The organism is Xanthomonas rydalmerensis (assembly GCF_033170385.1).
Lineage (GTDB): Bacteria > Pseudomonadota > Gammaproteobacteria > Xanthomonadales > Xanthomonadaceae > Xanthomonas_A > Xanthomonas_A rydalmerensis.
Window position 1 is genome coordinate 39,809 of sequence record NZ_CP126170.1, and the last position, 20,426, is coordinate 60,234.

18 protein-coding genes and 2 pseudogenes are annotated in these 20,426 nt (G+C 63.1%); 17 read left to right on the forward strand and 3 right to left on the reverse strand.

The window, feature by feature from the left end:
* Positions 1–55 precede the first annotated feature (55 nt).
* Positions 56–1,078 carry a PfkB family carbohydrate kinase gene (locus tag QN245_RS00185; protein ID WP_317844220.1) on the reverse strand — a complete coding sequence of 341 codons (1,023 nt, stop codon included), beginning with the start codon at positions 1,076–1,078 and terminating at the stop codon, positions 56–58.
* 295 nt (positions 1,079–1,373) lie between these two features.
* Here QN245_RS00185 and QN245_RS00190 point away from each other — a divergent pair, with 295 nt between their 5' ends.
* The 7 genes and pseudogenes from QN245_RS00190 (at position 1,374) to QN245_RS00215 (ending at position 12,931) form a co-directional block, all read left to right on the forward strand.
* On the forward strand, positions 1,374–4,151 hold the full coding sequence (locus QN245_RS00190) for a TonB-dependent receptor (protein WP_317844221.1): 2,778 nt from the start codon (positions 1,374–1,376) through the stop codon (positions 4,149–4,151).
* A gap of 421 nt (positions 4,152–4,572) precedes the next feature.
* Positions 4,573–8,388, forward strand: a complete 3,816-nt coding sequence (locus QN245_RS00195) for a LamG-like jellyroll fold domain-containing protein (protein WP_317844222.1) — start codon at positions 4,573–4,575, stop codon at positions 8,386–8,388.
* Positions 8,389–9,330: 942 nt separating this feature from the next.
* Positions 9,331–9,996, forward strand: coding sequence for an FRG domain-containing protein (locus QN245_RS21470; protein ID WP_425612974.1), 666 nt, complete (start codon positions 9,331–9,333; stop codon positions 9,994–9,996).
* A gap of 247 nt (positions 9,997–10,243) precedes the next feature.
* Positions 10,244–11,035, forward strand: coding sequence for an EcsC family protein (locus QN245_RS00200; RefSeq protein WP_317844223.1), 792 nt, complete (start codon positions 10,244–10,246; stop codon positions 11,033–11,035).
* Between the two features lie 149 nt (positions 11,036–11,184).
* On the forward strand, positions 11,185–12,177 hold the full coding sequence (locus QN245_RS00205) for a DUF4062 domain-containing protein (RefSeq protein WP_317844224.1): 993 nt from the start codon (positions 11,185–11,187) through the stop codon (positions 12,175–12,177).
* A gap of 181 nt (positions 12,178–12,358) precedes the next feature.
* Positions 12,359–12,481 (forward strand): annotated as a pseudogene (locus QN245_RS00210) (IS4 family transposase); the annotation flags it as partial.
* Positions 12,482–12,637: 156 nt separating this feature from the next.
* A complete protein-coding gene (locus QN245_RS00215; RefSeq protein WP_317844225.1) occupies positions 12,638–12,931 on the forward strand; it encodes a hypothetical protein in 294 nt (97 codons plus the stop codon).
* Positions 12,932–13,128: 197 nt separating this feature from the next.
* Here QN245_RS00215 and QN245_RS00220 read toward each other — a convergent pair.
* Positions 13,129–13,320: pseudogene (locus QN245_RS00220) on the reverse strand (IS4 family transposase); the annotation flags it as partial.
* 172 nt (positions 13,321–13,492) lie between these two features.
* Here QN245_RS00220 and QN245_RS00225 point away from each other — a divergent pair.
* The 4 genes from QN245_RS00225 to QN245_RS00240 all read left to right on the forward strand — a co-directional run bounded on the left by QN245_RS00225 (position 13,493) and on the right by QN245_RS00240 (position 15,980).
* A complete protein-coding gene (locus QN245_RS00225; RefSeq protein ID WP_317844226.1) occupies positions 13,493–13,954 on the forward strand; it encodes an OmpA family protein in 462 nt (153 codons plus the stop codon).
* Between the two features lie 393 nt (positions 13,955–14,347).
* Complete coding sequence (locus QN245_RS00230) at positions 14,348–14,830, forward strand: hypothetical protein (RefSeq protein WP_317844227.1); 483 nt, start codon at positions 14,348–14,350, stop codon at positions 14,828–14,830.
* A gap of 357 nt (positions 14,831–15,187) precedes the next feature.
* On the forward strand, positions 15,188–15,451 hold the full coding sequence (locus tag QN245_RS00235; protein ID WP_317844228.1) for a hypothetical protein: 264 nt from the start codon (positions 15,188–15,190) through the stop codon (positions 15,449–15,451).
* Between the two features lie 70 nt (positions 15,452–15,521).
* Positions 15,522–15,980, forward strand: coding sequence for a T6SS immunity protein Tdi1 domain-containing protein (locus QN245_RS00240; protein WP_255421718.1), 459 nt, complete (start codon positions 15,522–15,524; stop codon positions 15,978–15,980).
* Between the two features lie 106 nt (positions 15,981–16,086).
* Here QN245_RS00240 and QN245_RS00245 read toward each other — a convergent pair whose 3' ends face one another.
* Positions 16,087–16,764 carry a hypothetical protein gene (locus QN245_RS00245; protein ID WP_160967250.1) on the reverse strand — a complete coding sequence of 226 codons (678 nt, stop codon included), beginning with the start codon at positions 16,762–16,764 and terminating at the stop codon, positions 16,087–16,089.
* A 307-nt stretch (positions 16,765–17,071) separates the two neighbouring features.
* Between QN245_RS00245 and QN245_RS00250 the strand changes: the two genes are divergently transcribed.
* From QN245_RS00250 to QN245_RS00275, 6 genes are all read left to right on the forward strand, one after another.
* Positions 17,072–17,452 carry a hypothetical protein gene (locus QN245_RS00250; protein WP_317844229.1) on the forward strand — a complete coding sequence of 127 codons (381 nt, stop codon included), beginning with the start codon at positions 17,072–17,074 and terminating at the stop codon, positions 17,450–17,452.
* Positions 17,453–17,562: 110 nt separating this feature from the next.
* Positions 17,563–17,844, forward strand: a complete 282-nt coding sequence (locus QN245_RS00255) for a hypothetical protein (protein ID WP_317844230.1) — start codon at positions 17,563–17,565, stop codon at positions 17,842–17,844.
* A gap of 59 nt (positions 17,845–17,903) precedes the next feature.
* Complete coding sequence (locus tag QN245_RS00260; protein WP_160967254.1) at positions 17,904–18,356, forward strand: hypothetical protein; 453 nt, start codon at positions 17,904–17,906, stop codon at positions 18,354–18,356.
* 459 nt (positions 18,357–18,815) lie between these two features.
* Positions 18,816–19,208 carry a hypothetical protein gene (locus QN245_RS00265; protein WP_184646937.1) on the forward strand — a complete coding sequence of 131 codons (393 nt, stop codon included), beginning with the start codon at positions 18,816–18,818 and terminating at the stop codon, positions 19,206–19,208.
* A gap of 120 nt (positions 19,209–19,328) precedes the next feature.
* Entirely contained in the window at positions 19,329–19,760 is a 432-nt protein-coding gene (locus QN245_RS00270) for a hypothetical protein (protein WP_317844231.1), read from the forward strand.
* Between the two features lie 120 nt (positions 19,761–19,880).
* Positions 19,881–20,363 (forward strand): nuclear transport factor 2 family protein, encoded by a 483-nt coding sequence (locus QN245_RS00275; protein WP_184646941.1) that lies wholly within the window; start codon positions 19,881–19,883, stop codon positions 20,361–20,363.
* Positions 20,364–20,426: the final 63 nt, after the last annotated feature.

Genomic DNA, 20,426 nt, shown 5'->3' on the forward strand with positions numbered 1-20,426 from the left:
ACACCGCCAGCGCCGCAAAACCAATCCCCAATCCCCAATCCCCAATCCCGGCCTTTCAACGCCTCACATCGAACCGCGTCGCCCCCACGCAGGCCTGCACCTCGGCCTCGCTCAGCGCAAGCACGTCGCCCGGCAGCGTGTGCTTGAGGCAGCCGGCGGCCAGGCCGAAGCGGATCGTGGCGGTGTCGTCCCAGCCCTGGCTCAAGCCGTGCAGCACGCCGGCGGCGAAGGCATCGCCGCCGCCGATGCGGTCGACGATGCCGCTCAGTTCCTCGGCCGGTGCCTGCGCCACGCTGCCGTCGCGGCGCAGTAGCATCGCGCCCAGGCTGTGTCGGTCCACGCTGTGCGCCACGCGCTGGGTGCAGGCCATCGCCTGCAGCTGCGGGAACGCTGCGAAGGCATCGCGCGCGCCGGCCTCCACCCGCGCCTGCACGCTGTCCTGCGGGTAGCGGTGGCCCAGCACCACTTCCAGGTCGCGGTAGTCGGCGAACAGCACGTCCGCCTGCGCCAGCAGCTGCCGCAGGATGCCCGGCGCATCGCCGTTCCAGGCCTCCCACAGTTTGGGCCGATAGTTGCCGTCGAACGATACCCGCACCCCGGCCGCGCGTGCCGCCTGTGCCGCCGTCAGCGCCGCGGCGGCGCCACGTTCGCCCAGTGCCGGGGTCACCCCGGACAGGTGCAGCCACTGCGCGCCGTGCAGCAGCGCCGGCCAGTCGTGCCGGTCGCCGGCATCCAGCGCGAAGGCCGAGCCGGCGCGGTCGTAGGTGACTTCGCTGGGCCGATGCCCGGCGCCGGTGCTGAGGAAGTACAGGCCCATGCGCCCTGGCACGAAGCGCACCCCGGCGGTGTCCACGCCATGCCGGCGCAGTTCGCCGGCGGCGGCCTGGCCCAGCGGGTTGTCCGGCAGCACGCTGACCACCGAGACGGCGTGGCCGAAATGCGCCAGCGCCACGCCCACGTTGGCCTCGGCGCCGCCCACCTGCACCTCCAGGCGCGGGGTCTGCAGCAGGCGTTCGTGGCCGGGCGCGCCCAGGCGCAGCAACAGTTCGCCGAAGCAGACGATGCGGGAAGCGGTCATGGCGGGCGGGTCCGGCGGCCGAAAGAACGTCAAGCATGCCGCGAAACGCGGACGTCGGCCAGAACAAGTGACCAGCGGTGTCATTTCTGTGCGCCAGCAGGCGCTTCGGCACTGGCCGGCGTCGCGCTATTGCGCTATCTCATTGACTGCAAAGACCCTCTTCCCGCCTAGCACTCTGTTGCGCTGCAAGATGCCGCAATGTTTCGCAACTGTTAACGTTGATTTTGACCAGCGGTGTCATTCGCGACAACGCCCGCAGTTCCACGCCGTCATGTAACCCTTGGGAGGGGAGGACATGCAATCACGTACCGAACGCCGGAAGACACCGGTTACCTTGCTCGCGCTGTCGATCGGCCTGGCCCTGCAGGCCGGTGCCCTGCAGGCGCAGGAGGCGCCGGCGTCCACGCCGCCGGCCACGGCCTCGGCCGATGCCACTACCGAGCTCGACACCGTCGTCGTCACCGGCTACCGCGCCAGTGTCGAGAAGGCGCTGGACATCAAGCGCGCCGAGAAAGGCATGGTCGACGCGATCGTCGCCGAGGACGTGGGCAAGTTCCCCGACACCAACCTGGCCGAATCGCTGCAGCGCATCCCCGGCGTGGTCATCACCCGCGACGCCGGCGAAGGCCGCAACATCTCCGTGCGCGGCCTCGGCCCGGACTTCACCCGCGTGCGCATCAACGGCATGGAGGCGCTGACCACGGTGGGCGCCAGCGACCAGAGCGGCGGCACCAACCGCGGCCGCGGCTTCGACTTCAACGTGTTCGCCTCGGACCTGTTCACCCAGATGGTGGTGCGCAAGACCGCCTCGGCCGACGTCGAGGAGGGCTCGCTGGGCGCCACGGTCGACCTGCGCACCGCGCGGCCGTTCGACTACGACGGCTTCACCTTCGCCGCCAACGGCCAGGCCACCTACAACGGCATGTCGCAGAAGGCCGATCCGCGCATCGCCGCGCTGGTCGCCAACACCTGGGCCGACGGCACCTTCGGCGCGCTGATGTCGGTAGCCTATTCCGAGCGCCAGGTGCTCGAGGAAGGCAGCGGCACCACGCGCTGGGCCAACGGTCCCAGCAACAACGGCTACAGCCCCACCTCGCCGTTCGCCGCGGCCAACAGCGCCAACGTGTTCAGCCCGCGCATCCCGCGCTACACGCAGATGGAGCACGAGCAGAACCGCCTGGGCGTCACCGGCTCGCTGCAGTGGAAGCCCAACGACAGCACCGAGTTCTCGCTGGACGGCCTGTACTCGAAGATCGATGCCAAGCGCGACGAGCACTACATCGAGGCGATCAGCTTCAGCCGCGGCCGCTCGCAGAACGGCAAGCCGGACATGATCGTGCGCGACGGCTACGTCGACCCGGCTTCCGGTGCGCTGCTGTACGGCCGCTTCGACAACACCGACATCCGCTCGGAGAACCGCCACGACGAGTGGAACACGGTCTTCAAGCAGCTCACCTTGAACGGCGAGCACCGCTTCAGCGACACCTTCAAGATCACCGGCGAGATCGGCACCTCCAGTTCCAAGCACCGGAACCCGATCCAGACCACGGTGATCATGGACAAGAACAACGTCGCCGGGTACAGCTACGACTATCGCAACAGCTACACCTCGCCGGTGTTCGACTACGGCATCGACCCGACCGCCGCCAACGGCTGGACGCTGGCCGAAGTGCGCATGCGTCCGCAGTCGGCCAACAACAGCTTCGACACCGGCTCGCTGAACTTCGAGTGGAACCTGGGCCCGAACTTCACCCTCAAGGGCGGTGTGCTGGCCAAGAACTACGGCTTCGACACCAAGGAGTTCCGCCGCGCCTCCGAAACCAGCGTGCCGACCTTCGCCACCGGCAACCGCATCGTGCCGACCGACCTGGTCGCGCTCGCCGGGCTCAAGGGCATCGAGGGCACGCCGTCGAACTGGGCGGTGCCCGACCTCAACGGGATTGCCGATGCGCTGGGCATCTACAGCGGCACCGGCACCTGGACGCTGACCGAACGCGCGGTCAACACCCGCAGCGTGGAAGAGAAGGACCGCGGCGCCTGGTTGATGGGCGACTTCGCCTTCGACATCGGCGCGATCCCGTTCTCCGGCAACGTCGGCGTGCGCTACGTGAAGACCACCCAGTCCTCCACCGGCTACGCCCTGGTCGGCTCCAACCTGATCAACACCACGGTCGAGCGCACCTACAACGACACCCTGCCGTCGCTGAACCTGGTCGCCGAGATCACCCCGGACTTCCTGATCCGCTTTGGCGCCGCCAAGGTGATGACGCGGCCGGGCCTGGGCAGCCTGACCCCGGGCGTGACGGTTGCCGTCGCCGGCGGTGCGCGCACGGTCAGCGGCGGCAATCCGAACCTGGATCCGATCCGCGCCAAGACCGCCGACCTCGGTTTCGAGTGGTACCTGCAGGAAGGCGCGATGCTCGGCCTGGCGCTGTTCTACAAGGACATCGACAGCTTCGTGCAGACCGCGCGCACCATCGCCCCGTACTCCAGCAGCGGCCTGCCGGTCAGTCTGCTCGACGGCACCGGCGCGGCGGCCAGCGACGACTTCGTCTTCAGCGTGCCGCTCAACACCCCGGGCGGCAAGCTGAAGGGCGCCGAGTTCAACTACATCCAGCCCTTCAGCTTCCTGCCGGGCAAGTGGGCCAACTTCGGCACCCAGCTCAACTACACCTACGTGCAGTCGAAGATCCAGTACGTCACTGGTACCGGGGCGCTGTCGTTCAACACCGACCTCACCGGCCTGTCGAAGAACTCCTACAACGCCACGCTGTTCTACGAAGGCGAGCGCTTCAGCGGGCGCGTGTCGCTGACCCACCGCGACGGCTACCTGACCCAGGTGCCGGCCACGGAGACCGGCTTCGACGTGCACGGCATGCGCGGCACCAATGTCGTGGACGCCAAGCTGACCTACAAGATCGACGAGAAGATCGACATCAGCCTGGAAGGGTCGAACCTGACCAATGTGCCGTACTACGAGTGGGTGCAGACCAGCGCGGGCGGCGCGCAGTTGCCGCTGACCTACAGCGAGACCGGCCGCCAGTACGCGATCGGCGTGCGCTACAAGTTCTGAAGACTGCGTTCGCCGGTGCCGCGTTGCGGCATCGGCAACGCCCCGCCGCCCGCATACTCGCGGGCCGGGGAGGGAGATCGCCGCGCGCTGTCATGGCGCGCGCCGATCGCAAAGGAGCGAGATGAAACAGGCAATGTGCCGCAGCGCCATGCGCGCTGCCCGTGGTGTGGCGGCAATGGGGGTCCGGGGATGGCAGCGCCTGGAGGCACATGCGATGCGATGCCTGACCGCCATCGGCTCCGCATGCACGCCATCGTATGTGCCGGCATCGCGCGTCGCGGCTGAAGCCGCTCCTACACCAGCACCTGCTCTTCGTAGGAGCGGCTTCAGCCGCGGCGGGCTTTCCCGATCCACTTTGACACTCCAGAACTGTAGCGCACGCATCGCCAACGCGAAGGCTCCACGCCGCATCGCGCACCGCATGGCCCTGCTCTGCACCCTCGCACTCCCCACCATCGCGGCCGCTGCCGCAGCCCCCGAACTCCTGTTCCGCGTCTCCGCCGACCACGGCCTGGACGCCGACGTCGCCCAGGGCGATGCAACCCCCAACTTCCGCGACAAGATCGCCCTGGTGCCCACCGGCGTGTCCGGGCAGGCGATCGAATGGGCCGACGACGGCGTGCTGTCCTGGAACGCCCCCGGCAACATCTACACCCAGCGTGGCACGCTGTCGTTCTTCTGGCGTTTGCGCTACCCGGTGGGCGAAGCCCCGTTCGTGATCTTCCGCGTCGGCTACGCCGACCACACCAGCTGGGACATGGCCTGGCTGCGCATCGACTGGAACGGCCACGGCTTCGATGCCTTCGTCACCGATGCCAACCTGGCGCGCACCCGCGTCTCCTTCAAGCTCGACCGCAACCCGGCACCCAGCGCCTGGACCCACCTGGCCTTCGCCTGGGACGAGACCCGCGGCGTGCGCCTGTACGTGGACGGCAAGGAAGCCGCACGCGTGGACTGCACCCAGGCCTGCGCCGATGGCGGCTCGCTCGACTTCGACGCCGCGCTCGACCAGCTCGGCCTGGCCGCGCGCGTGCTGGCGCCGCACCAGGTGCAGAGCCGCTACAACTTCCTGCGCGGCAGCGACTTCGACGAGATCCGCGTGTACGACCGCATGCTCGATGCCGCGGGTGTCGCCGCCCTGGCCCGGCAGCAGGAACCGCGCAGCGCCGAGGCCGTGCCCGACAGCGCCGCGCGCAACGCATGGCTGCACCGCTTCGGCTGGGACCACGGCCGTGCACCGCCGGTGCTGGACGCGCCATCCACGCGCATCCGCAAGGTCGAGTTCGCCGACGCCAAGGACCTGAAGGAGTGGATGTGGAAGGCGACCGACGGCATCGCCGAGACCACCTGGCCCGGCGTGTACAACCGCTCGCGCCTGCCCGGCCGCAACGACTACTTCCAGCTGCCCGACTGGAACGTCTACGTCGAAGGCGGCAAGGCGCTGGACCTGGCCCTGCCCGACGAACCGTTCAACCGCATCGAACTGCGCGGCGCCGCCTACGGCCAGGCCACCTATGCCGCCGACGGCGCCACGCCCACGCCGCTGTTCTCGCGCGCCCAGGGCACGGTGCGCAGCGTCGACCAGTTCGAACGCCGACGTGGCGGCCACCTGCGCTTCACCAACATCGCCCAGGAAACCCCGATCCAGGAGATCTGGGCCTACGACGTCGGTGCCGGCGCCGAGCCGGCCAACCCCAGCGCCACGCTGCGCTACACCGTGCACAGCGACATCGCCCCGGACTACGCCAACCTCGCCGCGCTGCGCGCCTACATCGCCGGCCGCTACCCGCCGGACGAGCGCAGCACCGTGGTCGCGCTGCCGAGCAAGGCGCCCTCACGCAAGCGCGCCGACGAAAAGACCGCGGTGCCGCCGCTGCCCATCGTGCACGTGCTCATTCCCTCCAACCTCGGCGACGCCCCGGCCGCGCAGCCGCTGATGCGCAGCTGGTCGTACGGCTGGGAGAACATGCACGATGGCCTGGACGGCATCGCCATCGACCTGCCGGCGCTGCAGCTGCCGGCCACGCACAACGGCCTGATCCCGCTCAACATCCGCGTCAAGGATCCGATTTGGCCCGGCCGCGACATGCTCGACGTGTCGGTCTCGGTCGCGCCCGGGCAGGCGCGCACCCTGTGGCTGGACTTGCGCGACCGCATCCTCGGCGACGACAGCCTGATGCTCAGCATCGCCTCGGCCGCGCCCGGCTTCGACGCGCGCGCGCTGGACGGCGCGCAACTGCGCCTGCTGTTCAAACCGCGCGAGCAGGCCAAGGCCGAGCACATCGCCGATCGCTTCAATCAGGTCAAGGACAACTGGGGCTTCCTGGTCGAGGAACACACCACCTCCAAGCGCCAGCGCCTGTACGCGCGCCTGGATGCCGACATCCACGACCTGCTGCGGGTGGACCCGGACAATGCGCTGGGCCGCCAGTACTGGGCCGACATCAGCTACGGCAACCAGGGCCCGCTGCCGGTGCAACTGCCGCAGCCGCCCAAGGGCGTGCCGGGCTGGGCGTTCTGGCAGCTGGAAGACCTCAAGGCCACGCGCCGCTACATCAACTGGTGGATCGACGAACGCCAGGTGGATTACGGCGATTTCGGTGGCGGCATCTCCGACGATTCCGACCTCACCCAGCAATGGCCCGGCGTCGCCCTGATGGGCGTGGACCCGGACAAGCTCAACGCCTCGCTCACCGCCCTGTCCGACGCCAACTACCGCAACGGCATGTTCACCGACGGCCTCTCCACCATCGAGACCGACGAACTGCATTCCTACGAAGACGGCATCAACATCAACAGCGCCATGCTCTACCTCAACTGGGGCGACCCGCTGACGGTGGAGCGGCTGATGCGCACGGTGAAGGCGTTCGACACCATCATCCAGGTCAACCCGCAGGGCCACCTGCTGTTCGCCAGCAACTGGTTCGGCGGGCGCAAGGTCTACCGCGAACCGAACTGGCAGTGGCAAAAACCCTACTCGTTCCCGATCCTGCACCCGGCGCTGCTGCTGGGCGGCTACAACGCCGACCCCAATAGCCGCCGCATCGTCACCGGCTTGGCCGACGGCTACCTGGCCCACGCCTACACCGACGCCAAGGGCCAGTGGGCGCTGCCCAACGAGATCAACTGGGCCACCGGCAAGACCCGCGGCGGCAGCCTGTTCGACGGCAGCGGCGGCCCCGACACCCTGCACACCTTCTGGGCCGCCTACCGCTGGACCGGCGACGCGCGCTACCTCAAGCCCATCGACTACCGCGTCGCCAAGGCCGGCCCCGGCGGCCTGTCAATGCTCAACGAGAATTTCCTCGACGTGCTCGGCAAGCGCGACAGCTGGGGCGCCGACCTGGCCAAGACAGCGGCCGACGCCGACGCCGACGATGCCCCTGACTTCGCCCACCATGTCGCCTGGGAACAGAGCGGCGACCCGCGCTGGCTGGAAACCCTGTACCGCGCCGAGACCCGCGACAAACTGCAGACCTTCTACATGAACACCGAAGGCCACTGGTGGAGCGACCGCGTCGAATCGCCCACCGTGAACCTGCAACGCGCCCGCCTGGGCGGTGTCGCCCTCAAGCGCAACCAGACCTACCCCGGCCAGACCGTCAGCTGGCGCTTCTCCGATCCGGAAGGCGCGGTGCAGGTGGCACTGCTGCTGCCGAAGCCGCGGCAGGATCGATTTACCGTCATCGGCTACAACACCAGCGGCAAGGTGCAGCGGGCGCAGATGACCGGCTGGAACGTTGCCGCCGGGCAGTGGCGCATGCGTGTGGGTATTGATCGCGATGGCGATGGGAAGATCGACGGCAAGGCGGCTACCCGCGAATTTGCGTTCGAGAAGAGCGGGGCGGTGGATGTGGAATTTCCGGCGGGGCAGACGTCGGTGATGGAGTTCGAGCTGGTCACGCCTGCTGCGGTGCCGGTCGAGGAGCGGCCGGACCTAGGGATTGGGCGTGGGGATGTGCGGGTGACTAGCGATGCCATCGAAGTCAACGTGCATAGCCTGGGGCATGTGGATGCGCCGGCTGGGTTTGTGGTGTTGGAGGATGCGCGTGGCAGGGAATTGGCGCGGGCAGCGTTTCCTGCGTTGGAGGCGCCGCGGGATTTGGAGCCGAAGACTGCGAACGTGCGGTTGGCTTTGCCGGCGGGCGGTAACGCCAAGGGCGCACGGTTGCGGATCGTTACCGAAGGCGAAGTTGCCGAACTGACACAGCGCAATAATGTGATGGAGTTGCCCTGATCCAGCAGGGCATAAGCCGGCAGCGCGCCCTTTGATAACGGGAGGCCTTGTCGCAAGGAGGCGACTTCGGGACAGAATCTACATTTGTCTCCACGCGCCGCATCGCGTCGTGCTACAACAGAATCGTCTATCTGGGGGGGGGGGGACGCCCGGCGGATCTCATTTAACGGTTCCGCGTGCTTGCGCTGTGCAGCGCACACTCAGTGCGCGTCATGAAAGCTAGAAGTCGACATTTCTCAGGGGGAATCGATGTTCACCAGAGTTTCGATCATCACGGCGCTGGCCGGCTTCGCCATGTGCCTGGCCGCTGCATCTGTAGACGCCCGAGTCCGTGCGTCCGGCGCACATCACACATCCAGTCACGGCGGGCACTACTCGTCTGGCCACGGCTCTTCGCATAAGGGCAGTAGTTACAGTAGTCCGAGTACCAACAATCAATACCGGCGGCATAAGTCCTAATCTTTATAACCTGCGAACTTGGTGACGCGAGCAGACACTTTGGTAGAGAAAATGGCGTCAGCTTGCTCTTTTCCCGTGCCCAGCATCTTAGAAATCGCACTCTGACCCGGTTATCTGTAAGTGATGAGTATGCTGGGCCGCTCTCATAGCCGCGTGAATCGCAATGCTGTGTCAGCTACATCTGGGACTTCCAGGTATCCCGATGCATGTCGTCCGGCTGCGACGTTCGAGGGGATTGGGACTAGGGGATTAATTCCCTGAGTCCTTTATTGAGCATTAGGCATCGTTGGGGGATTATCAGTGCCGTTGAGAAAACTAAACATTCGAGGCGCCACCGCATTCACTACGCCTCAAGGCCAAGTCATTTTCAAGGTCAAAGACACGCACACACTAATTCAAGCGGCTGGATACCTGAAGCATGTCAGGGGAAGCAAAAATTCAGAGTTGGTCTACTTCCGTGGCGAGTCTAGGCTATATCCAACTATGCCTCCAACAGCCTTTCGCGGGATTTCAACGGCGCGAGGCGGATCTAACGCTATAAATCGAATTAATGGAGCGATCGCAAGATTTTCAAGGCCACTAAAAGCCACTTGCGATTACGCACATGAAGCGCTGCTTCAGCATTACGGACTTAGAACAACTTGGATTGACCTAGTAGATAACATCTGGGTGGCGCTGTGGTTCGCTTGCCATAGTGCAAAATCGGTTGGCCCATCTGGCGAGTACCTTCATTTTGAGCGTCGCGTACCACGTTCTGACCCATCTGGAAAAGCGTACGTGCTTTTGGTCGCTGCCGATGCCGTTGCACCTGATAGTAAGCGTCCCGGATTCTACGCCGGACCAAATACGGAGTTAATTGACCTCAGAATTGCAGCGCCTTCTGTCTTTGTACGCCCACATGCACAACACGGACTTCTAATGCGAAAGAAGGGTGATGCTGTACGGCGGCCGTTTGATTACAGCAGTCAGATTCGAGGAATTCTTGAGATCGAACTAGTGGATGCACTTGAATGGCTTGGAAACAGCACTGCCCTTAGTACGCATAGCTTGTTCCCACCGCCGTCATACGATTTGGGATACGGCAACTTACTGGCCGTAGGATTCCAGGGAGCAAAGAACGTCGGATGCGTATTTCACATTGGGGCGTGATGTCTAACTGTTAGAAACAAACGGGGCCAGGTTGCGTTTTAGCTGGGAGACAGGGGTCAGAGTGCAATTTTCTTGGAAAGTGTGCTTTGACCCCTTTTATCCTAATGGTCAACGTTGGTGGTGGCTGTCGTGGGACTAGCCCTCTAACAATTCGTCCGAGCCGAAGCGGCTTCGCGGCGCGGCTTAACTCAGGTGTTATCCATCATGGGGGACTTCAATGCGGTTAACGGATTATGAGCAAGGGCAATTGAAATTAATTGAGGCATGGAAGCTGGAGCCGCCATCTGTTGTCTCGGAAGCAGTTGGAAAATTTCTCTCGCCTGTCTCATGGTTGATAAATAAAATTGTACCAATTTCAGCTATCCAAGGAATTATAGATTTCTCGTCCTCGACTGCCGATTGGCTTACAGATACAGGCGATGTGCTGCGAGATGCAGGGATTTCATCCATCTCCGAACTTAAGAACTTAAGTCTTGAGAAATCTGATGAATTAGCCGACGCAATGCATAACTGGGCTATCGGCATTGCCAGCGCAGAAGGAGCTGTTACGGGAGCCGCTGGAATCGCCGGAATCGCAATTGATATGCCAGCCGTTCTAGTGCTTGCGCTACGCACGATTCATAAGATTGGAATCTGTTATGGATTTGAGGTCAAAACTGAAGAGGACAAGCAATTCGTGCTTTCTGTTCTTTCTGCTTCTAGCGCCAATGAAATGTCTGAAAAAGTGGCCGCACTCGGCACACTGCGAATGATGCAAGTAATAATCGCCAAAAATACTTGGAAAAAAATTGCGGAAAAAGCGGCTACAGACCGATTTAGCAAGGAGGCAGGAGTGATTGCGATAAAGACACTCGCAAAACAGCTAGGGGTCAATCTAACAAAGCGCAAGGCAATGCAAGCCATACCTGCAGTTGGAGCGATCGTAGGCGGATCTGTGAATGGTTGGTATCTTAAAGAGATAGGTTGGGCGGCACGCCGCATGTTCCAAGAGCGTTGGCTCATCGAGAACAAAAAGCTCGAAATTGCGGTTGATGTATAACAATTCGTTCAAGCCGACCCCGCATCGTGGCGACGGCCACTTGCCTGCGCTACGCTAGCACGCGTCCGCCGTCCCGCTGCGGGGCGGCTTAACTCAGGCGTCGTGGCGCGGTTTAGCTCAGGTGTTAGCTTGCTTAGGAAAGTTTATCAATGGACAAGCGATATCAAGTTTTTCTGAGCTCTACTTATGCCGACCTTAAGGATGAGAGACAGCACGTAATTCAGACGCTCATGGAAATGGACTGCATCCCAGCAGGAATGGAGCTGTTCCCCGCCACTGACGAGGAACAGTTTGACTTCATCAAGCGTGTCATCAATGACTGTGATTACTACTTACTGATTATTGGAGGTCGTTACGGTAGCACTACCCGGGAAGGTATCAGCTATACCGAAAAGGAGTATGACTATGCAGTATCGTTGGGTTTAAAAGTCATCGCATTTTTACACCAAAATCCTGACGAGATTGCTGTGGGAAAGACGGACAAAGATCCTGGACTGACGGCACGCCTCCAGGAATTTCGCGCCAAGGTTGAAGTGGGCCGCCTAGTAAAATACTGGCGCATGGCGAGCGACCTCCCGGGCCTAGTGGCACTGAGCCTGTCGAAGACCATTAAGACCTATCCGGCGGTAGGATGGGTTCGAGCAAATCAGGTTGGTTCTAACCAGCTTCTAACCGAGCTAAACGGTGTTCGACGAGAAAACGAGGAGTTGCGGGCTGCGCTAACAGAAGCTCGGGTTAATACTCAACAACGTCTGGCCAATCTAGCGACGTTGACGGATTCGTTTTCTGTCCACGGTCAACTGAAGGTCGCGCGCGATTATGCATGGCGGAACTGGGAGTATTTACTGACGTGGGGTGAGATATTTGCGCTTATTGCCCCTTACCTTCTAGAGCATCCGAACGACACGTCAGTAATGCTCACGCTCAAGAAGGCGATTTTAGAACACAAAGACCAAGAATACTACGAATGCAAGATCAACGATCATGACTTTCAAACGATCAAAGTTCAGCTTAAGGCTCTTGGGCATGTGCAGGTCAGTTATATGAAGACCACACGGGGCGGAATGGCCCTTTTTTGGGCCCTCACTCCGCAAGGTGAAGCAACAATGCTTGAACTGCGCGCTGTGCGGCAAGCAAGCTAGTATTAGTTATTCCACTGAGGACTTTCCCAGAGGAATAGGGGTTAGAGAAATAGGGGTCAGAGTCTGAGGTATCCCCACGTTTTTCCGATTATGATCAACCAGTTAACGCTGGCTAGGCTGGAAACAAGTGCGCGCATGGCGCAGTCTTCAAGGTGACTAAACCGATAGAGTACTGACGACCATGCGCGCCAGCCAAGTATTGCAGAAGTACCTGTGTGATTCATTGGAGCCGATGCACGCGCTGCGCGAGGCGGTTCTGTTGCGGTCAGTTGAGGCACTCATTGCGGCGCAGCGATTGACCCTGACGAGAAAAACAGGGGTCAGAGTGCACTTTTCTTGTGTGCAAAATCTTTAAAAGTTAACTCTGACCCCTGTTTTCTTGGTACGTAACAATTCATTCAAATAGATGCGGCTTAGCGGCACAGCTTAACTCTGACACTAGGAAAAATAGGAGATCTCCATGGATATTACAGTGAAGCAAAAAGCGCTACGGGATGCTGTGGACCATTTGCGCGAGAAGGCTTGCGGAATGTCGAGGGCAGAACGGCAAGATGGGTTGATTGATGTGGGCTGCGCGGCCTCAGTCGTGGACGTCGCATCGCTAGACGATCCGGACGCCGATCGCATTAAAGAAGAGACAAATAAACTTGTCGATGAGGCGGAGCTGATTGTTAAAGCACACGATCAAAATGGTGTGCTCACTGAGGCGCTCTCCACACGGGTAAGGGCCATCAGTAATCGTCGCCGAATCTAAGGAAAATAGGGGCCAGAGCATCTTCTATTCGTGCCCGGCACCTAGAAAATGCATCCTGGCCCTAATTCTCCGTTCTTTTTGTTATTGCAACTCCAGCTCTTGGAGGGGTCACTACATTGTTGATGTAGCGCATGCCAGAATTTGGCGCTATAGCACTTGCAAAAACAGGGGGCAGAGTCTTAGGTATCCCCAAGTTTTCAGGCCGCCAGCTGCATTTGATCGGCGACCGCTTGCGGCAACGATTTCAAGCGCTCTAGCCATCGGGAGATAAGTTCCAGCGGCCATCGCCTGACCAATGCTTCGCGGCCAACGCGCAATGTCGAATAGAGTTTGCGCGCACTCCTGTTGGGCGAGAGCCAATGTGCGATGCCGGTGGATTCGCAGCCCAGGCTAAATGGGGTCAGAGTACAGTTTCCCTGTGAGCGGCGCTCTAGAAAGTGCACTCTGACCCTAGTTTTGCTCATAAGCTCTGTGCCGTACTCGGCGCACCACAAGCCGCTGCTACAGACTTGAGTTGCCAAGCCGAACACTTCACGCATCGGATCAATCAGGGGATGACACATGCAAGCGATCCGCGTTGCCGCAATGAAGATCTTGACGCTCTTTGCCATCGTGTTGGTGGCAGGCCCGGCGCAGTCGATGTCGCTTGACTGGCGACCGGTCTACTTCAGACAGGGGCATCCGCTTGTAGGGGAGAACCTTGAGCAATCGATGGACAACACGGGTGGGCTTCAACACGAGAATCTACAGATGAATGTGTCGATCATGAAGGAGTATCCGAACGTCGTTTATGACTTGATGGGAAGAGCGAATGCAACCGAGTGCAGCCCTGCATCGTGCATGATGTTGTCCGCACGTCGCGCCGAACTGGTTTATGACTATCTGCTGGAGCAGGGCATTCCCGCTTGCCAGATCAAGACCATCGTCGCCGCCGGCACCAGCAGCCCGATTGCGCGACCGCAGGATGATGCGCCCCCCGACAGGGCCGTGCACCTGTTGGTGACACTCGGCAAGACGTGCTGATGCAATGAGAGACGTCCCACCGGACCTATGACGCAGAGCAAATACAGCATGGCCTTGACCGCCATCTCGCGGGATCGGCTGTCGTCGGGTCGAGCGACTACTTCTTCGACGCCTGCAAAGAAACGGCGCCACGATGGCTACGGTGCGTCATCGCCGCCGAGCAGTCGCTGCTCCGGAAGTCGGCTATGTGATCGACATGACACGGACACTGACGGACGACTCGAACGCTCCCATGTGAGGACCTACTCGGCGTGGCGCTAGCCGTCCCAACGCGGAAAAAGAAATCGCATGCAGCGACGATTCGTGTCATCTTATAACTCTTAGTGTCGGATGCCTTTAGAACCGCCACGGTAAAGTCATGCAGCAATGCGCCTCAGTCGCTAGAGAGACAATATGAAGAAGCATCTCGCCGTACTGCTGCTAATCGTGGGCCTGGTCTGTAGCGCGCCCGCGCTCGCCCAATCCTTCAAGTCGCCCTTGCTCGGCAAGTGGGTGCTCGATGTCGCGAGCATGCCGGCGCCGCCCGAGCAGCGGCCGAAGAGCGGCGCGATTACCTACAGCGATGTTGGCAAGGGCAAGTGGCAGACGAATGCCGACATCGTCGGTGGCGATGGGCATGACATCCACGCCGTCGCCATCTATCCGCTCGATGGCACCGCTGCCCCAAGCAATGGATACCCGACGATCGACACGACGGCCGTGTGGCTGCCGGCGCCGAACGTAATGGTCGCTGCGTTCTACTTGAAGGGAATGCCACGCACGACGCGCACCTACACCGTCGCGCCTGACGGCAAGACGATGACCGAAACCGTGGTCTGGTTGAACATCAACGGCCAGCCGGCAATCACGATGAACCGCTTCAACCGCGCGGAGTAGCCGATGACGCGTAGGCGACGTCTGCGATAGCGCTGCACTGCCGGCTGCGGCCGCCAGGCCAAGCGCCAATCCGGCCATGCACGTGGCCGGCAGCGCGCTGGGGGGAACTGCGTATACATGAAGACTGGTTGATCCGAGCCTAAGTCGTATCGCACTACGAAGCGACGCAGGCTTTGGATAGACAGGAGCGATATGAGCGGTTTGAAAATTTCGTGCGGCGATCTCATCACAGACGAAAAGCCGGGTTCCACGCTCGAGCGCGGGTTTGAGGATCTGTCGACTTCTGATGGTTCTGGCGCACCATACTCTAGACCCGCCTAATCCGTTGCTGGCATCAATCAGCCACTCACCATCCTGATGACCACATTCCAATTCCAACCACGCTGGAAGGAGGAACTCGTCTGCATCGGACCGGGCGGCGAGTTCGTGCTGGACTTCCCGATGGGCGTGCCCACGGTCTACGTGCCCACCGAGCATGCCTGGGCGCAGAGTGCACCTGCATGGGCGCGCGAGCTGTGGCCGGTGTTCAAGACCGAGCTTGAAGCATGGTGCGAAGAGCGCGACGTGCAGTTCTTTCTGGATGGCTCTGCCAAGTGCTACGGAGCTGTCGCCAAGGCCTAGGTGATCACGATGAACGCAGGCGGACGCGCGTGCCTTGGTATCCTAAGCCGCCATCGCAGCAAGGTGTCCAATGAGCGAGAGTACAGAGCGTGGTGACGCGACGAACGTCCCGCTGTATTACCTGATTACGCCGGAATCGCACGAGGTGCTCGGCCCCTGGGCGGACGCGTTCCCGGCGTACACTGTCGTCGTCGGCTACTCGAGTCTCGGCCACTTCTTTTTGCATGATCCGGCCAGCCAGGATTACGCGGTGTTGCATCCGTTCAAGGCCGCGGGCAAGTCGTATGGCGCGCATGCCTCTACCGCGGCGTTCGAGGCGGCCATCCTGCGCGATCCGGGCTTTGAGGAGTACGTGCTACGCGGCGACCACGTACGGGAAATCGCTGCGCGTCTCGGCCCGTTGAAGCCTGGACAGATCTATATCCCGCAGCCCTATCCGACGCTGGGCGGAACGGAGGCACCTGAAACGTACGACAAGGGCGATGTGTGGGTGTTCGCTGACCTCGTCGCGCAAAGCGTGGGTTTGTGACGCAAACTGGAATCACACCGCGGGGCGCGATCTTCTAAAGAAAACCCAGGCGGCACCGGATCGCCGCCTGGACCACACCGAACGAGGGAACCGCAGAGGCTGCGCCTCAGTGCTTCGCGGCCTTGCGCCGGTACACACCATTGAAGCTCACATTGGCTCCGCCGCACTGCAGGTTATCCGAGACGACCATCAGGTCGCCGAGCAGTTGCAGGCGGACCTTGCAGTCGTCCTCGCTCAGCTCCAGCCGATTGCCTTCGGGAAAGCCGCGCGCGGTGACGGCGCCCAGGTTCGGGCCGCCGGGCCTTTCCTCGGGACTCGGGTTGGCGCTGGGCCAGTAGGCATCGCCGTTGGCGGTGATGGTGCCGTCGCCATTGGCGATCAGTTGCAGTTCGTTGTCGCCGTCGTGCCATTGACCGACCCAGGCCTGCGGCTTCGGGGCGGCCGTCGCCGGCAGTGGCTGCACGCTCGACGCCGCCACCCAGCCGGCGCTGCCGCCGACCTTATTGGGGTAGAACGCGCAGACGAAGCCGCCCTGACGCTGCGCCAGGATCACGGTGTCGTCCTTGACCACATAGGCGCGCTGCCGGCACGCGGCCTCGCCCTTGGCCGGGCAGCCGTCGTCGTCGTTGAGCAGGTACAGGCGCGGCACCGCGACCTTGGCGAGCGAAAACCCGGCCGTGCTCATGGGGAAGCCGCCGTTGCGGCACATCGCGGTGTCCTCGTCCGGGGCAGCGTGGGCCAGTGCGGGAACCGCCAACAAGGCGAGCAGCCAGGTCTTGTGCATCAGAGTCGCTCCAAAGGTGGGGAGACAGTGTGGGCCACCGGGGGTGAACCGGTGGCGAGCGAACGATGGGCGAGGAGGTGGCGGCGTCTGGCCGGCATGACGCTGTGGCGCGCGGCACGGCTCATCGCACGTCATGCGCGTCGACCAGCGGCATCGACGCCGGCGAACGCCTCGGACTGTAAGGTGGATGCCATCAGGCACACCGCGGGATAGCCTTGCGTCGATCCAGGCTTCAGACGCAAGAGGGTGGTGGCATGGCAGTGAAGTACCGGGCGGGCGATGTCTTCGCGGTCCCTTGGACACGGCGGTGTATGCGCTCTGCCAGGTGCTGTGGGCGCCGCAGGGCGACTATCGCAAGGTGGTCGGCTTCTGTGTGCTGGAACATCAGGCCTCGGCCCCGACGCTTGGTCCGTCGCCGGCACGGCCGCTGCCGGTGCGCGATGGCGACAAGGACATCCGATTGCTGTTTACCGGCGCCCAGAAGCTCAAGAGCGGCGACTGGCAACTCATCGGCCACGCGCCGCTGCCCAGCGACGCCAGGGAACGGCTGACCTTCCACATCACCGGCGCCTTGCACGAGGGCGATACCTTCGTGCGGATGTTGTCGGTGGACGAGTACGCTCGCTATCCGTCGATGTCGGTGCTCGGATTCGAGCTGGTGCAACGACTGCTCAGCGACAGCCGGTGATCGAGGGCACCGGCCGTTGACGGGCACTTGCCGCTCGGCGAGCATCGCATGCAGGTTCAACGGGGCGTGGCCGGCGCCGCACATCACGTCTGTCTGGATCAGGTGACACCATGCCCGCAAGCCTGCTGACCGAGGTTGTGCTGCGCCCACTGTTCGAGATCGTCCTCTACGGCCTGTGCTACGTCGTCGGCATGCTCGTGGTGCCGGCGTTCTCGTTCGGCTATTACAGCGTCGAACCCTGGAGCAGCAAACGGCGCAGCAAATCCGGCAAGCGCAGCGCCTATCTGGCCCCACGCGTGGTCTCGGCCGACGCGGCGGCCTTCTGGGGCGGGTTCGCCCTGGTGGGATTGGGGCTGTCGGGCTATGCGCTGTGGAGCGCGGCGGGCGCTTAACCTCGAAGCGGCTGTATCGCGCTACGCTTTCTGGCCTTGGACTGCAATGGATTGCACCTATGCCGCATTCCGGCACCTGCTTCATCACGCGATACACGCTGTCGGCGCTGCGCGATCAGATTCACCAAAGACCCGAACTGGTGATGGCGCTCGAAGGCTTGATCGAGGTGGAAGAGGAACACTTCCCTGATCCGCCGACCTACGCTGCGCTGTCGCATCTGGCGCAATGTAGCGCTTGCCAGGCCTGGAGTGCGCTCTGGCTGGAGGCACAGTTTCCCGAGAGCGGGGCGTGGCGCGAGCGCGTCGCTCGCTATTGCTGCTTCAGCATGTTCGAGGCAGTGACCAAGCCGGACAGGGTGGTGCGGATCGGGTTCGAGTTGTTCCGTGGCGAGGATCCGACCTGGTACCTCAATGACGCGATCTGCGTGCAGTTCTGCCCGTGGTGCGGGCAGCGACTGCCCGATCGTCCGTTCGAGCCGGATCTGGAGCCGGAGCCGGGGCAAACACCATGACGCCGTGCCGCCGCAGCGTCGCTTTGACCGCTTTAGCGCAACCGGAACGGTTGAACGCCGTGCAGGGTCCTGTCCCCACCTGGCCTTCGCCTCGTCCTGCTTCAAGGTCGCCGGCGTGTGGCTCGCTGCCGCGATCGGCATCTGGGCGTCTCTGGGTGCGCGTGCCTGTCTACGAAGGATGCGATGACTTGTCATGCACGCGTGCTGCAATGGGTCCGGCCGGTTGCGGCGATGGCGTCCGGTTCTGGCCGCCGGACGCTGCGAGCGCGGCACCAACAGCGCCGCGTCCGCTGGCCGCAGGCGATTGCGCCGGGCCGCACGACGCACCGCGCCGCTGTCCACCCTGGACCGACGCGCCCGCGTTTATCCTCCGGGACTGCGCATCCGCGCCTGCACGCATAACGCAGTCGCGCCGATGCGTGCGTCCGTCATCCGATCGTTCGAGAGTCAAGCTGCCGCATGCATCCTGTTATTCACTTCCGCTCCCGCCTGTTCGAGGTGAGCGCCGAGCCGGAAAATCCGATCAATCCGATCCGCGGCAGTTCGCTGCTGGACTGGCTGCGCGTGCGTGTGGGCCACGCCATGGTCCTGTCCGAACCGGACCCGGAGGATTGGGGCTGGGCTTCCGAAGCGGAATGCCAGGGGCGCAGCTATCTGGTCGGCGCCTACGCCGAGGAAGAGGTCGATGGCAACCATACCTGGATGCTGCAGATCGAAAAGCAGCGCTCGTTCTGGGAGCGCATCCTCGGCCGGCATGCGATGCGCGACGACGATCCGTGCTTTGCGCAGTTGCATGCGCTGATCGCCGCCGAACCGCGGTTCACCGAGGTCGTGGTGGAGCGCGAACCCTGACGGCCGGTGTGGTCTCGGCGGCAACGCCGTACGGCACACTGCGGTGATGCCGCCGGGCTGCAGTACGGCCGCCATCGCGCTTGGGTATGCTCGGCGGCCCGTCTCCATCCGCGTGCCACGATGCTGATCCGAACCCTGTCGCTGTTTCCGCTGCTGTCGATCGGCATTGCGCCCGCGCTGATGGCAGCGCCCAAGCATTGCCTGCCGTACGGGCCGACCCAGGTCACTTTGTCCGGCACGCTGGCGCCGTCGTCCGTCGAACCCGCCGCGCCGCATGCGCACACGCATGCCGATGCCGGTGCGGCAGCCACCCAGGAAGAGGTGCTGATCCTGCCGCAGCCGTTGTGCGTGGCGGCGTCGGCGGACGGACGCCAGCCGCGGCACGAGCAGGTGCGCCAGCTGCGGCTGGCGGTCACCGTGGACCAGGCGGCGCATCTGCGCGAGGAAGGCACTGGGCAGGTGGTGCGGGTGACGGGACGATTGGCGCATGCGCCGGCCGGCCCGGACGCACCGCCGCTGCGCCTGAGCGTACTCGGAGTGGACAGCGATTGAGGCACGCCCTGATGACGTGCTGGCGCGCGCGGCCGCGCCCGCATTGACGGCGCGCAGCGCCTGGTCGAGGATCGCCGGGCCGCGCCTGGCGGCCCAAGGGGTCGGCGATCCATGAGGGGAATGCGGTTCCTGTATGCGATGAGCCTGTGGCTGAGCGCGTTCGCCGCCACCGCGGGCGAGTCGCCGGTGAGTACGGTCCAGACGTTCTATGCCTGGGCGATCGCGCCCGAGCATGCCGACGGCGACGTCGCGCAGGTACGGCATCTGCTGGGGCGGGAATTGTTCGCGGCGCTGGAGGCGCAGCGCGCCTACGAGGCGGCCTGCGCCAGGCGAGTGCCGGCAGACGTCAAGCCGCACATGCTGGACCAGAGTCCGTTCTTCCTGTGGCCGGACCAGCCCACCGCGATGGTCTCGACGATCGCGCAGGTCAAGGGCGACACCGCCCGGGTGCGCGCCCGCCTAGCCGTCGATAGCCTGCAGTGGACGGACACGGTGGTGCTCGGCCGGCAGGACGATCGCTGGGTGATTCTCGACATCGCCTGGCGGGAAGGAACGCTCACCCGGCGCCTGGCCGAATTCGCCGCGCAGCGCTGCACGCCTTGATGGGCCACTGGCGCGGGCGAGGGCGTCCGTGCCCAGGGTGTCTGCGCGATGTGGTGACGCGCA

What these genes read in the sequence shown, in the direction of transcription:
- QN245_RS00185 (WP_317844220.1), bottom strand. Translation starts at nt 1,078, where the DNA reads ATGACCGCTTCCCGCATCGTCTGCTTCGGCGAACTGTTGCTGCGCCTG.
- QN245_RS00190 (WP_317844221.1), top strand. Translation starts at nt 1,374, where the DNA reads ATGCAATCACGTACCGAACGCCGGAAGACACCGGTTACCTTGCTCGCG.
- QN245_RS00195 (WP_317844222.1), top strand. Translation starts at nt 4,573, where the DNA reads ATGGCCCTGCTCTGCACCCTCGCACTCCCCACCATCGCGGCCGCTGCC.
- QN245_RS21470 (WP_425612974.1), top strand. Translation starts at nt 9,331, where the DNA reads ATGCCTCCAACAGCCTTTCGCGGGATTTCAACGGCGCGAGGCGGATCT.
- QN245_RS00205 (WP_317844224.1), top strand. Translation starts at nt 11,185, where the DNA reads ATGGACAAGCGATATCAAGTTTTTCTGAGCTCTACTTATGCCGACCTT.
- QN245_RS00215 (WP_317844225.1), top strand. Translation starts at nt 12,638, where the DNA reads ATGGATATTACAGTGAAGCAAAAAGCGCTACGGGATGCTGTGGACCAT.
- QN245_RS00225 (WP_317844226.1), top strand. Translation starts at nt 13,493, where the DNA reads ATGCAAGCGATCCGCGTTGCCGCAATGAAGATCTTGACGCTCTTTGCC.
- QN245_RS00230 (WP_317844227.1), top strand. Translation starts at nt 14,348, where the DNA reads ATGAAGAAGCATCTCGCCGTACTGCTGCTAATCGTGGGCCTGGTCTGT.
- QN245_RS00235 (WP_317844228.1), top strand. Translation starts at nt 15,188, where the DNA reads ATGACCACATTCCAATTCCAACCACGCTGGAAGGAGGAACTCGTCTGC.
- QN245_RS00240 (WP_255421718.1), top strand. Translation starts at nt 15,522, where the DNA reads ATGAGCGAGAGTACAGAGCGTGGTGACGCGACGAACGTCCCGCTGTAT.
- QN245_RS00245 (WP_160967250.1), bottom strand. Translation starts at nt 16,764, where the DNA reads ATGCACAAGACCTGGCTGCTCGCCTTGTTGGCGGTTCCCGCACTGGCC.
- QN245_RS00255 (WP_317844230.1), top strand. Translation starts at nt 17,563, where the DNA reads ATGCCCGCAAGCCTGCTGACCGAGGTTGTGCTGCGCCCACTGTTCGAG.
- QN245_RS00260 (WP_160967254.1), top strand. Translation starts at nt 17,904, where the DNA reads ATGCCGCATTCCGGCACCTGCTTCATCACGCGATACACGCTGTCGGCG.
- QN245_RS00265 (WP_184646937.1), top strand. Translation starts at nt 18,816, where the DNA reads ATGCATCCTGTTATTCACTTCCGCTCCCGCCTGTTCGAGGTGAGCGCC.
- QN245_RS00270 (WP_317844231.1), top strand. Translation starts at nt 19,329, where the DNA reads ATGCTGATCCGAACCCTGTCGCTGTTTCCGCTGCTGTCGATCGGCATT.
- QN245_RS00275 (WP_184646941.1), top strand. Translation starts at nt 19,881, where the DNA reads ATGCGGTTCCTGTATGCGATGAGCCTGTGGCTGAGCGCGTTCGCCGCC.